Source organism: Cupriavidus sp. 01L415 (assembly GCF_056400065.1).
Genome location: NZ_JBFTSP010000001.1, coordinates 381,378 through 394,921, shown reverse-complemented (window position 1 = coordinate 394,921; position 13,544 = coordinate 381,378). Strand labels below are relative to the sequence as shown.

Annotated in this window: 12 protein-coding genes; 2 read left to right on the top strand and 10 right to left on the bottom strand. The window is 65.9% G+C overall.

Features of this window, described 5'->3' with window-relative positions; all coding sequences use genetic code 11:
- Nucleotides 1–43: 43 nt before the first annotated feature.
- Genes garL through AC1DOX_RS01815 form a run of 3 tightly spaced genes read right to left on the bottom strand, consistent with a single transcriptional unit; the run spans nt 44 to nt 2,953 of the window.
- A complete protein-coding gene (gene garL / locus AC1DOX_RS01825; protein WP_441617552.1) occupies nt 44–835 on the bottom strand; it encodes a 2-dehydro-3-deoxyglucarate aldolase in 792 nt (263 codons plus the stop codon).
- Between the two features lie 19 nt (nt 836–854).
- On the bottom strand, nt 855–1,949 hold the full coding sequence (locus AC1DOX_RS01820; protein ID WP_441617550.1) for a malate/lactate/ureidoglycolate dehydrogenase: 1,095 nt from the start codon (nt 1,947–1,949) through the stop codon (nt 855–857).
- Nucleotides 1,950–1,951: 2 nt separating this feature from the next.
- On the bottom strand, nt 1,952–2,953 hold the full coding sequence (locus AC1DOX_RS01815) for a Bug family tripartite tricarboxylate transporter substrate binding protein (RefSeq protein WP_092137895.1): 1,002 nt from the start codon (nt 2,951–2,953) through the stop codon (nt 1,952–1,954).
- A gap of 202 nt (nt 2,954–3,155) precedes the next feature.
- Here AC1DOX_RS01815 and AC1DOX_RS01810 point away from each other — a divergent pair, with 202 nt between their 5' ends.
- Nucleotides 3,156–4,835, top strand: a complete 1,680-nt coding sequence (locus AC1DOX_RS01810) for a thiamine pyrophosphate-binding protein (protein ID WP_441617548.1) — start codon at nt 3,156–3,158, stop codon at nt 4,833–4,835.
- A gap of 14 nt (nt 4,836–4,849) precedes the next feature.
- Here the strand turns inward: AC1DOX_RS01810 and AC1DOX_RS01805 are convergent, their stop codons facing one another.
- The 5 genes from AC1DOX_RS01805 to AC1DOX_RS01785 form a co-directional block, all read right to left on the bottom strand.
- Nucleotides 4,850–5,167, bottom strand: a complete 318-nt coding sequence (locus AC1DOX_RS01805) for a CppA family protein (protein WP_441617546.1) — start codon at nt 5,165–5,167, stop codon at nt 4,850–4,852.
- Nucleotides 5,168–5,267: 100 nt separating this feature from the next.
- Nucleotides 5,268–5,963 (bottom strand): substrate-binding domain-containing protein, encoded by a 696-nt coding sequence (locus tag AC1DOX_RS01800; RefSeq protein ID WP_441617544.1) that lies wholly within the window; start codon nt 5,961–5,963, stop codon nt 5,268–5,270.
- A 72-nt stretch (nt 5,964–6,035) separates the two neighbouring features.
- Nucleotides 6,036–7,028 (bottom strand): tripartite tricarboxylate transporter substrate binding protein, encoded by a 993-nt coding sequence (locus AC1DOX_RS01795; protein ID WP_441617542.1) that lies wholly within the window; start codon nt 7,026–7,028, stop codon nt 6,036–6,038.
- 55 nt (nt 7,029–7,083) lie between these two features.
- The gene (locus AC1DOX_RS01790; RefSeq protein WP_441617540.1) at nt 7,084–8,055 is read right to left on the bottom strand and encodes a tripartite tricarboxylate transporter substrate binding protein; all 972 of its coding nucleotides are present in this window, start codon (nt 8,053–8,055) and stop codon (nt 7,084–7,086) included.
- Nucleotides 8,056–8,175: 120 nt separating this feature from the next.
- On the bottom strand, nt 8,176–9,057 hold the full coding sequence (locus tag AC1DOX_RS01785) for a fumarylacetoacetate hydrolase family protein (RefSeq protein WP_441617538.1): 882 nt from the start codon (nt 9,055–9,057) through the stop codon (nt 8,176–8,178).
- Between the two features lie 181 nt (nt 9,058–9,238).
- On the opposite strand from AC1DOX_RS01785, the gene AC1DOX_RS01780 reads away from it, so the two are divergent.
- Nucleotides 9,239–9,931: a FadR/GntR family transcriptional regulator gene (locus AC1DOX_RS01780; RefSeq protein ID WP_441617536.1), complete on the top strand. Its 693-nt coding sequence runs from the start codon at nt 9,239–9,241 to the stop codon at nt 9,929–9,931.
- 188 nt (nt 9,932–10,119) lie between these two features.
- Here the strand turns inward: AC1DOX_RS01780 and AC1DOX_RS01775 are convergent, their stop codons facing one another.
- Both AC1DOX_RS01775 and AC1DOX_RS01770 read right to left on the bottom strand, forming a co-directional pair.
- Nucleotides 10,120–11,226, bottom strand: a complete 1,107-nt coding sequence (locus AC1DOX_RS01775; protein WP_441617534.1) for a porin — start codon at nt 11,224–11,226, stop codon at nt 10,120–10,122.
- Nucleotides 11,227–11,407: 181 nt separating this feature from the next.
- Nucleotides 11,408–13,525 carry an acetate--CoA ligase family protein gene (locus tag AC1DOX_RS01770; RefSeq protein WP_477113984.1) on the bottom strand — a complete coding sequence of 706 codons (2,118 nt, stop codon included), beginning with the start codon at nt 13,523–13,525 and terminating at the stop codon, nt 11,408–11,410.
- Nucleotides 13,526–13,544: the final 19 nt, after the last annotated feature.

Sequence of the window (13,544 nt, the reverse complement as noted above, 5' to 3'; positions counted from 1 at the left end):
ATGCGGGTGATGCCGGGAATGCGGGTGATGCGACGGCGGTGGGTCACGAGGCAAAGCGCTCGCGCAGCGCACGCGAGGCATCGCGCAAGAGCCCGTGGTCGAGCCCGACGGCCACGAAATGCGCGCCCATGTCGAGGTAGCGCCGCGCGTCGGCTTCGACCGGCGTCAGCGTGCCAATGGCCTTGCCGGCACGGTTGGCCGCGTCGTAGATGCGGGCCACGGCCGCCTGCACATCGGGATGGTTCGGGTTGCCGAGGTGCCCGTAGGCCGCGGCCAGGTCGTTCGGACCGATAAAGATGCCGTCGACGCCGGGCTCGGCGCAGATCGCATCGGCGGCGTCCACGCCTTTGCGGCTTTCAATCTGCACCAGCACGCAGATGTTGTCGTTGATGGTCTTGAAGAAGTCCGGCAGGGTGCCGTAGTGGTTCTGGCGCTGCGCCCCGGAGACGCCGCGAATGCCGTCCGGCGGATAGCGCGTGGCGCGGACGGCGCGACGTGCTTCCTCCTCCGACTCCACGAACGGCACGAGGAAGTTGTAGAAGCCGATATCCAGCAGGCGCTTGAGGATCACCGGATCGTTCCATGGCGGGCGCACCACGGGCGCGCTGGTGCTGTCCTTCAGCGCCATCAGCTGCGGCACGAAGCTCAGGATGTCATTGGGCGAGTGTTCGCCATCCAGCAGCAGCCAGTCGAAACCGGCCAGGCCGAGGATTTCCGCTGTCACGGGCTGGCCCAGCGAGCTCCAGCAGCCGATCAGGCGCTTGCGCGCGAGGATATCGGCCCGGAAACGATTGGGCAGCGGCGAGATTTGTGGCAGGTGAGCGGTGGTGGTCATGGTGTGCATTCCCCTTTATTCAGTCCGCAGCCAGCGCCGAGAGCGGCCCCGGCGATTGTCCGCGCGCCTGCAGCACGCGGGCGGCGGCATCGTCCAGTTGGGACAGCGTGCTGCTGTCCACCGGAATGATTTCGGCCCGCGCGCGGCGCCAGGCACGTTCGGGATCGCCGGGCAGGCGGATGGCGTCGTTGCCGGGCTGCAGGCGCGACGCGCGCAGCCATTCGACAAATGCCTCCACCTCGTGGCCGAAGGTGGTGGTGCTGCCCAGCCGTGCCGGGTCGAAGATGATCGCCAGCATGTTGTTCCAGACCGCGTGCTCGTGGGTGAGCGTCTCGGGGCGGATCGTGTGGCCGCCCGTGACGGCCGCGCCCAGCAGTTCGCACATCACGGCCAGCACATAGCCCTTGTGCTCGCCGAACGTGCGCAGCGCGCCTTGCGGCGAGCCGGACGGCGGGAACATGACGGACGGGTCGTCGGTGGAATGCCCCGACGGATCCATCAGGCTGCCGGCCGGCACCGGCACGCCCTTGTTGTTGGCCACGCGGACCTTGCCCAGTGCGATGGCGCTGGTCGCAAAGTCCAGCACCAGCGGCGGCGCACCGGCCACGGGCACGCCGATCGTGAACGGGTTGGTGCCGAAGCGCGCATCGTAGCCACCGTGCGGGGCGACGATCGGCTTGGACAGCACGTTGACGAAGTGGATCGAGATCATGCCGGCCGCCGTGGCCTGTTCCGCCCAGTGGCCGACGCGCCCGAGATGGTGTGAGCGGCGCAGGCCCAGCACGCAGACACCGTGCGCCTGCGCGCGCTCGATACCCATGCGCATCGCTTCCTCGGTCACGGCCTGGCCCATGCCGCGGTTGCCATCCAGGCTCAGGATGCCGCCCGACTCATGAACCACGCTGACATGCTGGTTCAGTTGCAACTGCTCGCCCTGCCAGGACATGACGTACTTCGGGATCATCCCCACGCCGTGCGAGTCGTGGCCGGACAGGTTGGCGCCGACCAGGTGATCGGCGGTCAGCGTGGCCTCGCGGGCATCGGAGCCCGCGGCCAGCCAGAGATCGGCAACCCACCGATGCAGCGCGGCGGTCGGAATACGGTGTTCAGCCATGCTTACTCCAGGTGAATGTTGGCCACCTTGATGAGATTGGCCCACTTGGCGACCTCGCTCTTCTGGAAGCTGCCCAGTTCCGCAGGGCCCGCGCCCGAGGGCTCCACACCCATCGACGCCAGCCTGGCCTTCATGTCCGGCTGGCGGATGATCTTGCCGATTTCGGCAGAGAGCTTGTTCACGATCGGCATCGGCGTGCCGGCCGGCGCGAAGATGGCTTGCCACGACACGATCTCGTAGCCGGCCAGGCCGGACTCGGCCATGGTCGGCACGTCGGGCAGTTCCGCGGCGCGCTTGCTGCCGGTGGTGGCCAGCGCGCGGAACTTGCCGGACTGGATCATCGGCATGGCGGCCACGCTGTTTTCGAACACCAGGTCCACCTGGCTGCCCAGCAGCGCCTGCACGGCCTGGCTGCTGCCCTTGTACGGCACGTGGGTCATGCGCAGGCTGGCCATGTTGGCGAACAATTCCGCGGCCAGATGCTGGGAGGTGCCATTGCCCGACGAGCCAAAGTTGATCGAGCCCGGTTTGGCCTTCGCGGCGGCGATCACGTCCTGAACGGACTTCCACGGGCTGTTGGCGTTGACCACCAGCACGTTGGGCAGCGTGCCGATCAGCGCGACAGGCTGGAAGTTCTTGACCGGGTCGTACGGCATCTTGGGGTAGAGGCTCACGTTGATGGCGTGGGAGCTGATGGTGCCGCCCAGCAGCGTGTAGCCATCCGGCGCAGCCTTGGCCACGTAGTCGGAGCCGATATTGCCGCCAGCGCCGGCGCGGTTTTCCACCACCACGGACTGGCCGAGGGCCGTCGCCAGCTTCTGGCCGATCAGCCGGCCCAGCAGGTCGGTTGTGCCGCCGGCAGCAAACGGGACCACGTAGGTGATGGGCTTGCTCGGCCAGCCATCGGCGGTCTGGGCGGACTGGGCGCGGACCTGCGGGGCTGCCATGCATCCAAGGCAAAGCATCGTCAGCAGCGGCCGCATCAGTCGATGAGGGAAGGGCATTGCGTGGTCTCCGGTTGCGCGATCGTTGTGGATATCAATCACGGGCGTCTTCTGGGGCGCCTCGCCAGCAAATCTACACGGGCGCGTGGCGGGCTGACTTGCATAAAATGCATAGCAGAAATGCACGATAGACCCCGCGCATAAGGCCGTCAAACGGAAAAATCCCTGTCATCCCGCTTTTGCTCCGACCATACTCACTGCCATGACCGCACATACCCCATCCCCCAAGGCCCGCACTGGCGGCCGAGTCCTCGTGGACCAACTGCGCCTGCATGGCACCGAGCGGATCTTCTGCGTGCCGGGCGAGAGTTTCCTGGACGTGCTGGACGCCTTGCATGACCAGCCGGCCATCGACCTCGTCGTCTGCAAGCACGAAGGCGCCGCCGCCAACATGGCCGAGGCCGACGGCAAGCTGACCGGCCGCCCCGGCGTGTGCTTTGTCACGCGGGGGCCAGGCGCGACGCACGCCAGCATCGGCGTCCATATCGCCGCGCAGGACTCCACGCCGATGATCCTGTTCGTCGGCCAGATCGCGCGCCAGCACAAGGGCCGGGAGGCGTTCCAGGAAGTGGACTACGCCGCCGTGTTCGGATCGATGGCCAAATGGGCCGCCGAGATCGACGATCCGGCGCGCATTCCGGAGATGGTAGCGCGCGCGTTCCAGGTGGCCACGTCAGGGCGCCCGGGCCCGGTGGTGCTGGCCCTGCCGGAAGACGTGCTGGACGATCTGGTGGAATGCGCCGATGCCGCGCCGTACCGGGCCGTGGCCGCCGCGCCGCGCGCCGAGGATGCCAGGGCGCTGGCGGCGGCGCTGGCCGAGGCCCTGCAGCCGCTGGTGATTGCCGGCGGCGCCAACTGGACCGCGTCGGCGGTGAAGGACTTTGCGGCCTTCGTGAAAGCTTGGGATCTGCCCGTGGCCTGCGCGTTTCGCCGCCAGGACGTGATCGACAACCGCGATCCGCACTACATCGGCCACCTGAGCCTGGGCGTGAGCCCCAGGCTGGCCGAGCGCGTGAAGACGGCGGACCTGATCGTAGCCTTCGGCACCCGGCTGGGCGATATCGCCACGGACGGCTATACGCTGCTGGAAGCCCCGCAACCGAAGCAGAAACTCGTCCACATCCATGCGGACAGCGCCGAACTGGGTCGCGTGTATCAGGCAGCCCTGCCGATCCATGCGGGCATCGAGGCCGGTGCCGCGATGCTGGCCGCCCTGCAGCCGCCATCGGCCCCGGCCTGGCATGACTGGACCGCAGGGGCCCGCGCCGAGCACGAAGCCTTCGTCTCCCCGCCGAAGCCCCATCCAGAGCTGACCGGTGTGGACATGACCGCCGCCATGGCGCACCTGAACGCGGTCTTGCCGGAAGACGCGATCCTGACCAACGGCGCCGGCAACTACACGGTCTGGCTGCACCGCTTCTATGCCTACAAGCGGGCGCGGACCGAGTTGGCGCCAACGTGCGGGGCGATGGGCTACGGACTGCCGGCGGCCATCGCCGCCAAGCTCCGGTCGCCGGAGACGACCGTGGTCTGCCTGGCCGGCGACGGCTGCTTCCTGATGTATCCGCAGGAAATCGCCACGGCCGCCGCGCATGGCGCGAACCTGGTGGTCATCGTGGTGAACAATCGCATGTACGGCACGATCCGGATGCACCAGGAGCGGCGCTATCCGGGCCGGCAGAGCGGGACGACGATCGCCAATCCGGATTTCGTGGCGATGGCTCGCGCATGTGGCGCCTGGGCGGAGCGCGTGGAAAAGACGGAAGATTTCGCGGCCGCATTCGAGCGCGCCCGCAACGCCGGCCAGCCAGCCGTGCTGGAGCTCATGACCGATCCGCTCCAGATCACGCCGGCGATGCGCGTCACCGACTTGCCCGCGTAGTTGTCCGTATCGTCCTAGAACAGTGAACCCTGCGGCCGGGCCTCGTGCCCGGCTTTTTCACGTCCGGCGGCAGGCTGGCTGAGGATCTGGCGGATCTTTTCCAGGTATTGCTCGCCAACGGCGCGATGCAAATGCCGCGCCTCGTCCGCAAATGCGCGGCGCGACGGCGGGCGAATGTTCAGCATGCGGCAAATCGTTGAAAGATAAGGCTTTTTCCCGTCACTGGCGGCCCGGCGGGCGGCTGAGAGCAGTGCCGCATCGGAAATGCGTCCCCGCAGCCATCCCAGGACCAGGCGGTCATATTCGTTCTGCACACGGATCAGATGCTCCATTACGCCCACTCCGATACTGTTCATTTATACAGTTACTGTAAATATATACAGTGAATCGGATATTTCAAGGCGCGCGTGGTGCTAGTGACAGCGCCGAGGTTCAAAAACCAAAACCACTACGCTTGCGCAGCGCGACCGACTCCTCACCGGCCAGCACCTCGACAAACTTCGCCGCCAGCGCGGGTGACCGTCCCCGGCTGCAAACGGCTGCGGTGTACACCGTGCTCAACGCGTGTGCCGCGGGTAGTTCGCCCACCAGACGCACGCCCGGCGTGTAGAGGATTTCGGTCACCTGCGTGCAGCCCAGCATGCCTTCGCCCTCGCTGCGCGCGAGCTCGCGCATGGCAGTGGCTCCGTTCGGAAATTCGTGGATGCGCCCGGCCAGCGCTTCGGCCAGCCCCAGTGCCTTCAGCATGCCCGCGATGTGGATGCCCGCGCTCGACTTGGTCATGTCCGGCACGTAGAGGCCGCGCGCCGCCGCGAGTGTGGCCTTCAGCGCCTCGCTGGTGCCAACCGCCGCGGCGGGCATGCCCTCGCGCACCGCGACGCCGGTGGCCACGGGCCCTAGCGCGCGTGCGCTGCCAGGTACGACGTGGCCTTGTGCGGCAAGCTGTTCGATCAGCGCCGCCGACAGCACTAACAGGTCGCAGGGCTCGCCGGCCAGCAGCTTGTCGCGCATTGTGCCGACGGCGCCGAAGGTCGGGGCGAGGGTGCAGCCGTTGGCATGCTCAAAGTTCTGCTGCAGCCCGGTCACCACGGCCTGGGCTGCGCCGCCGCTGAAGATGGTCAGGTTCATTGTTGTTCCATCGATTTCAAAAGAATAATCAGGAGGCCTCGCCCGCGTCGAGCGAGACGACGCCGCACGTCATCAGTCCACCGTGATGCGAGCCGACTCAACGATCTTGCGCCACTTCGCGATGTCCTGATTCAGGTATTGCGTAAAGGCCGCGGGCGACATCGTCATGCCTTCGATGCCGCTCCTGGCCCACTGTGCGCGCACGGTCGGGTCTTGCACGGCCTTTGTGATCCGCTGGTTGAGCTGATCGACGATCGGCTGCGGCGTGCCCTTGGGCGCGAGGATGCCGAGCCACAGCGTGGCGGTGTAGTCGGGCAACCCCAGTTCGGCCATGGTCGGCACGTCGGGCATCACGCTCGAACGCGTCTTGCCGGTGGTGGCCAGCGCGCGCACCTTGCCGGTGGCGATCAGGTCCGTCATGGTACTGACCGCATCGAGCATCATGTCGACCTGGCCGCCAAGCACGTCGGTGCGCGCACCGCCGCTGCTCTTGTACGGGATGTGCACGATGTCGATGCCCGCCATGTTCTTGAAGAGCTCACCGGCCATGTGGTAGGGCGTGCCAGTGCCGGAGGAGGCGTAGTTGAGCTTGCCCGGCGCGGCCTTGGCATACTTGATCAGATCAGGCAGCGTTTTCGGCGCGAGACCCTCACGCACCACCAATACCAGGGGCGCTTCGTTCACCGGTGCCACTGCCACAAAGTCGCGCATCAGCGCATAGGGCTTCTGGCGCAGTAGCGATTCGTTCACGGTCTGCGTGTTCGACATCATCAGCAGCGTGTAGCCGTCGGCCGGTGCCTTGGCCACGAACAGGGTTCCGATGACCGCTCCGGCACCGGGGCGGTTTTCGACGATGAAAGGCTTGCCGCTTTCGCGGCTCAGCTTTTCGGCCAGCACGCGGGCGTACACGTCGGCAGATCCGCCCGGTCCAAAAGGCACGACGATGGTTACCGGGCGCGATGGATACGCCGACGCATCTTCGGCCCTGGCCGCCGCGCTCAGCCCGAGCGAAAACGCGGCGAGCGCAAGCGCGGCCAGGCCGCGCACTGATCCTGCTTTCCACATGGGTTGTCTCCTTTTGTTCTTGTCGTGTGGCCTGTATCAGTGCCCAGCCAATCGCCTATTCCACCTTTCCGATCTTGCGCACGGCGGTGGCGATCTTGCCGGCATCCTTGTCCCAGTACGCCTGGAACTGGGGCGAATCCATGTAGAGGACCGGCGACCCGGCGTTCTGGATGACCGAGTTGACCTTGGGGTCGGCCGCAGCGATACGCGCGGCATCGCGCAAGCGTTTGATGATCGGGTCTGGGGTGCCTGCGGGCACGAACAGGCCCGACCATTGCGCGAATTCGACGTTGTAGCCCAGCTCCGTCAGGCTGGGTACGTCGGGAAGCGCGACGAGCCGATTGTCGCCCCAGTGGGCCAGTGCGCGCAGCTTGCCGCCCTTGATGAACTGGAGGACAGACGAGGGTCCTGTCGAGACGGCATCCACCTGACCGCCCATCAGGGCCACCACCGCCGGGCCGGCGCCCGTGTATGGCACGTGGAGCATGCTCAGGCCGGCCTGGTTGGACAGCATGGCCATCGGCACATGCATGGTGCCGTAGTTGCCCGATGAGCCGTAGCTATAGCGACCGGGATGCGATTTCACATCGGCGATGAAGTCCTTTGCGGTCTGCCACGGACTGTCGGCCCGCACCACCAGGACGGTGGGATCGGCCGTGAAGCGCGCGATGGGCTTGAGCTGATCAAGCTGAAACAGGGGCTTGCGCCCGATGATCTTGTCGGCTTCCGGGATGATGGAAATGGACGAAAGCGCCATCAGGACCGTGTAGCCATCGGGAGACGACTTGGCGACGTAACCCATGCCGATGCCGCCACCGGCGCCCGCCCTGTTGTCCACCACTACCGGCTGGTGAAGTTCGCGCGAAAGTGCTTCGGCAACCGGCCGTGCCACCGCGTCCGCCACACCACCGGGCGCGAAGGGCACCACCATCGTGATCGGCCGCGTGGGCCATGAGTCCTGAGCGGATACTGCTGGTGCGGCCAGGATCAGCGCCACACCTGAGATGTTGAGCCATTTGTTGTTCATCTTGTCTCCTACCGCACTCAGCGCGAGATGGCCTGCGTCTTCTTCATCTTCTCTTTGAGCAGGTCCACCCGGCTTTTGTTTTTTTGTCACCCGGCGCGTGCTGCGTTGCCGGGGTCGCGCTCAGACAACGCGATTGGTCAGCGTACCGATGCCTTCGATACTCACTGCCATCACATCGCCCGGTTGCAGGAACCTGGGCGGTTTGAAGCCCAGGCCGACACCGGCAGGCGTGCCGGTCGCGATCACATCGCCGGGGTGCAGTTCCATTGCCGCGGACAGCGTTTCGATCAGTGTCGGGATATCGAAGATCAGGTCCGCGGTGTTGGCGTCCTGGCGCAACTCTCCATTCACGCGGCACTGAATGGTCAGGTTGGCGGCATCGACAGCATCTGCCGTGGCAATCCACGGCCCCATCGGGCAGAAGGTGTCGATGGACTTGCCCAGAAACCACTGACGGTGCTGCTGCTGCAGATCTCGTGCGGTCACATCATTGACGATGGTGTAGCCAAAGATGTGCTGCCAGGCGTTCGCCTTCGAGATCGCCTTGCCGGCCTTGCCGATGACGATGGCCAGTTCGGCCTCGTAGTCCAACTGCGAGGTAATTTGCCGATGGGCATCGACGGCCTCGCCGTCTGCGATGATGGAAGTTGGCGCCTTGGTGAAAATCACTGGGTATGGCGGCGCATGTTCCCCGTCCTTGGACGACGAGTCGAAGCCAGACTGCTGGAACTCCCTGGCATGCTCGTGGTAGTTCTTGCCGACACAAAAGACATTGCGCCGGGGGCTCAGCGGCGCGAGCAGCTTCGTTCCATCGAGCGCTTTCCAATCGGCATCAGCGGGCGGATTGGTCAGTTTGGCGCCGGCGACAAACTCGCTGATCAGCGATTCCATGTCGCCTTCGTAGGCGACGCCAGCCTTAAATGTCTGGCAATAGTTCTTGCCGTCGGCGGAGATTGCCACCACACGCGGGCCGGTGGAGGTTTGGATGCGGGCGAGCTTCATCGATTGGGCCTATTTGGGTTGATATGGGTCTGACGACAACCCAATTTACCGCAAGGATTTCGATGGAGTCAATACAAAGCCGTGGCTTTAAGGGGGTTTCGTTCGCCCCACCTTCAACCCAATTGGGCCCAATTCAGGCTTTCGCGATAGAATGCCGTTCGTTGACAGGGCGGAAACAGTAATGACGCAACTTATCGAGGAAGACGGTATCCAGGGCGCACTGGCTCTCAAGAACCAGATTCTGGAGAACCTCAGAAGCGGTCGGTGGATCGCCGGGCAGAAGCTACCGACCGAGCGAAAACTTAGTGAGACTTTCCAGATCGGGCGCTCCACCGTACGCCGCGTGCTTGCGCAGCTGAAGGCGAAAGGTCTCTTGCGCCAAAGCGTGGGCAGCGGAACCTATGTCGCCGACGAAATCGAGAAGACGATCAGTGTAGAGCGTGCTGCAACCGTCAACGTCAGCCCTGCGGACCTGATGGAGGCGCGCCTGGTTCTCGAGCCGTCCCTGGTGGAGCTAATCGTTCGCAACGCCACGGCGGCGGACTTCGTCGAGATGGAAAGGTGCTGCGACGAAGCAGAGGCCGCTACCAGTCTGGAATTGTTCGAGTATTGGGACGGTGCGCTACATCGGCAAATTGCGGCTGCCGCGCACAACAATTTCGTACTGGACGTATTCGAATCGATGAATCGCGTCAGGGCGGCAGGTGAATGGGGGGCAATGAAACGCAAGAGTGTCACGCCCGAGCGGCGGGCAGCCTACCAAGTTGAGCATCGCACCATCGTCAGAGCGTTGAAGGACAGGGACATCGATCAGGCGCGCGAAGCGACCTTGGATCATCTCGTGCATGTGAGGAAAAACCTTCTGGGTTACTAGTGCCACGCAGAGCTTCACAAACGACGTAACGAGATAGAAATCGCCCGTTAATCGGTAACGTCTGTTCGATATTCATGTCTTCTGACAAGCGTGGCTGGCGGGCGCCCCGGCGCGCGGACGAAAAAAAGCCCGCCGAAGCGGGCTGAACAAGACGAAGGGAAAGTCTTCGCCGGATGGTGTCGTTGTGGTTAGAAGCGATGGCGTACGCCAATGATCGCGCCGAACTGGTTCTGGCCGGCGCCCACTTGCTCGGACGTGGCGGTCAGCGTGGTGGCGCTGCGGTTCAGCGACGGGCCAAAACCCCCCAGTCCCATTGACGACCCTTCGTTGTTCTTGGCGAAGGCCAGGACCGTGTAGAGGTCCGTGCGCTTGGAGAATGCGTACGTACCGGTCAGCACGAAGCTGTACGGGTCGCCGCTGCTGTTGCGCACGTCGGTGTAATAAGCGGCACCGGTCAGCGTGATGGCCGGCGTCACCTGGTACGTGGCACCCACCCAGTACAGATTGGTGCGCAGCGAGCTCGTGGCGAAGTCGCCGTAGTACCAGCGATAGGCGGCAAATACGCGGCCACGGGCGAAATCGTAGGCGGCGCCGATGCTGGCGCGGCGCTCGCGGTTGTCGTCGGTGGCGACCGTGCTGCCGCGCACTTCGTCATAGACCACGCGGGCGGACAGCGGGCCGGCTGAGTATCCCACGGCTGTGGACCAGTTGCGGCCCGCCTTGTAGTCGCCCGGAATTTCGCCACCGGCGCTGCTGTCGTAGCCGGTGCTGTAGAACAGGCCGTAGTACAGGCCGCCAGTCTGGCCGGTCAGCTTCAGCGAGTTGTCGGCACGGCCGGACAGCCACTTGTCATGCGACAGCACCGAATAGCGCGAGGCGATGGCCATCGGGTCATACGTCTGCGAGAAGTCGTAGAGCACCGTCTGATGGCGGCCCAGCGACAGCGTGCCGTACTGGTTCTGCAGGCCCACGTACGCCTGTCGGCCGAACAGCCGGCCCCCCTGGTTGACGTTCGCGGTGTCCAGGTCAAAACCGCTTTCCAGCGTGAAGATGGCTTTCAGGCCGCCACCGAGATCTTCGTTGCCGCGCAGGCCCCAGCGGGACGTCGACAGGTTGCCGGCGGACATGCGCACGGTATCGTGGCTGGTGCCGCCGGCCGTCGGCAAGTTGGTCAGGTATTCGATACCGGCGTCGACGACGCCGTAGAGGGTGATGCTGCCCTGGGCATGGGCAGCGGCGGGCAGGGCAGCGGGGAGCACGGCCATGGCGGCCAGGCAGGCGAGACGGGTCTTCATATCTTCGTGATCCTTGTTATATGGCGCGCAGACGTTCTCCGGTAGGGCTCGGAAAGCATGCGGCGATTCGCAATGTAACGAGGGGTCAGCGAGCGAAAAAGACCGGGCGCGTCGACAGTCTGTTCCAGCGGTTGAACAATGGAAGCTTGTGCCGGACCGCGATTTGCGTCTTCGAGGAGTATCAGTCGACGATTTCCATGAGTGCATCGACAACGATGGCACCGTCCGCACTCACCATGACCGGGTTGAGGTCGATCGACCGGATCGCCCCCTGGGCCGCGTGAATCAGGGCGCCGACGCGCGCCGCCAGCTCGCAGAGCGCTGGCATGTCGACGGCCAGCTCGCCACGCACGCCTGCCAGCAACGGGGCGATCCGCAACGTGGCCAGCGCACGCGCAATAGCCGCCGGACTGGCCGGCGCCAGCAGCACGGCGGTGTCGTGCAGCACCTCCACATATTTGCCGCCGTCGCCAATCAGCAACACCGCGCCGAAGACCGGGTCCCAGTGCGCGCCGACCAGGCACTCTCGCTGGCCCTTGATCATCCGCGCCACCAGCACGCCCTCGCACGGCGCCCCCAGGGCTTTCAGCGTCTGCGTTTGCCGCGCATAGGCTTGCGCGATGGCGTCGGGGTCATTGCAGTGCAGCGCCACCAGGCCATGCTCGCTCTTGTGTGGCACCTCGGGCGAACAGGCCTTCACGGCCACCGGCGCGCCGATCCGCTGCCATGCGGCAACCGCCTCGTCGGCGCTCCGGCAGAGCTGATGATCGACCACCGGCACGCCGGCCACCGCCAGACGCGCAAGGCTTGCGGCTTCGCTCAGCGTCCGGGCGGCGCCCATCGGCCCGCTTGACCCCATCGACCCGACCGGTGGCATCGCGGGTTCCGTGGCGACCTCGCGCAGCAGTTGCTGATGCCCGGTGAGCTGGTGGAACGCGGCCAGCGCATCCGCCGCGCTGGAAAAGGTCGGCACCCCGGCCTGCCGGAAGGCGCCGGCAACCGATTCCTGCCACGCCGCGACGGCAATCGGCTTGCCGGCGTGGTCGGCAAAGTCGGCGGCATCGCGCGCAAAGCGCGGCACGTCGTAGCCCATGCCGGCCACGGGGATGTCGAGCAGGAACAGGTCCGCCGCTGGGTCCGCGCCGACCACCGGCAGGACGTCGCCGAACAAGGCGCTGTTTGTCAGCAGCGCCGCGGTGACATCGACGGGATTGGCTGTGGCCGCAAAGCCGGGCAGGCGTTCGGCCAGCGCGGCCTGCGTCGCATCGGCCAGCGGCGCCATGCCGATGCCGAGCGTATCCGCCGCATCGGCCGCCATCACACAACTCGCGCCGGAGTTGCTGACCACCACCAGACGCCGCCCCGCGGGTTGCCAGCCGCGCAAATAGAGCGGCGCACAGCGCGCAAGCGCGTGGGCGTCGTCGACGCGCCAGATGCCATGCCGCGCAAGGAAGGCATCGACGGCGCGGTCTTCGTTGGCGATGGCGCCGGTGTGCGACGCCGCCGCGCGCTGCCCCGCGTTCGACCTGCCGGCCTTGACCGCGACCACCGGCACGCCGCGCGCACGCGCCACGGCGGCGGCCCGGGCCAGCACATCGGGGTCCGACAGGGTTTCCAGATAGAGCAACAGCAGCCGGACGTCCGGGTCCTGCGCCGCCGCCAGCGCCAGTTCGCTGGCGGTGACATCGGCCTGATTGCCGGTGGCATGGACGTGCCGCACCCCCAGCCCCTGACTGCGCAGCAGGCCATAGACCATTGCCGCCGTACCGCCGCTCTGGCTCACCACGGCGACGGGCCCATCCTGCGGCGCGATCTCGATGAACATCGTGGAAAAACTGGCCACGGCACCGTTGCCGAAATTCGCCAGCCCCTGGCTGTTGGGCCCGATCAACCGCAGGTTGGCCGCGCGGGCGACGCGGACCATCTCGTCCTGCTGGCGCCGGCCTTCCTCGCCGGCTTCGCCGAAGCCGGAGGCGATCACGATGGCGGCGCCGACGCCCAGCCGCGCCGCATCGCGGACGGCCTCCACGGCCGCCTGGCCGCTGACGACGATGATGGCGAGGTCGGGCACGGCGGGCAGGGCGTCGAGCGACGGGTAGCCGGGCAGCCCCTGGATGGTGGTGCGCTGCGGGTTGACCGGGTAGATCGTGCCGGCATAGCCCTGCTGGCGCATGTAGTAGATCGGTCGGCCGCCGATCTTGTGGATGTTGTCCGAGGCGCCGACGATGGCGACTGATCGCGGGGCGAGGAGGGCGGGGAGCGTGGAGGATGTGGAGGAGGTTGAGGATGTGGAGGGCATCGTGGTGACTCGAAACAGG

Coding starts and splice junctions, on each gene's coding strand:
- AC1DOX_RS01780 (WP_441617536.1), top strand. CDS start 9,239: ATGACGCAACTTATCGAGGAAGACGGTATCCAGGGCGCACTGGCTCTC.
- AC1DOX_RS01795 (WP_441617542.1), bottom strand. CDS start 7,028: ATGTGGAAAGCAGGATCAGTGCGCGGCCTGGCCGCGCTTGCGCTCGCC.
- AC1DOX_RS01820 (WP_441617550.1), bottom strand. CDS start 1,949: ATGGCTGAACACCGTATTCCGACCGCCGCGCTGCATCGGTGGGTTGCC.
- garL (WP_441617552.1), bottom strand. CDS start 835: ATGACCACCACCGCTCACCTGCCACAAATCTCGCCGCTGCCCAATCGT.
- AC1DOX_RS01775 (WP_441617534.1), bottom strand. CDS start 11,226: ATGAAGACCCGTCTCGCCTGCCTGGCCGCCATGGCCGTGCTCCCCGCT.
- AC1DOX_RS01790 (WP_441617540.1), bottom strand. CDS start 8,055: ATGAACAACAAATGGCTCAACATCTCAGGTGTGGCGCTGATCCTGGCC.
- AC1DOX_RS01805 (WP_441617546.1), bottom strand. CDS start 5,167: ATGGAGCATCTGATCCGTGTGCAGAACGAATATGACCGCCTGGTCCTG.
- AC1DOX_RS01770 (WP_477113984.1), bottom strand. CDS start 13,525: ATGCCCTCCACATCCTCAACCTCCTCCACATCCTCCACGCTCCCCGCC.
- AC1DOX_RS01785 (WP_441617538.1), bottom strand. CDS start 9,057: ATGAAGCTCGCCCGCATCCAAACCTCCACCGGCCCGCGTGTGGTGGCA.
- AC1DOX_RS01810 (WP_441617548.1), top strand. CDS start 3,156: ATGACCGCACATACCCCATCCCCCAAGGCCCGCACTGGCGGCCGAGTC.
- AC1DOX_RS01800 (WP_441617544.1), bottom strand. CDS start 5,963: ATGAACCTGACCATCTTCAGCGGCGGCGCAGCCCAGGCCGTGGTGACC.
- AC1DOX_RS01815 (WP_092137895.1), bottom strand. CDS start 2,953: ATGCCCTTCCCTCATCGACTGATGCGGCCGCTGCTGACGATGCTTTGC.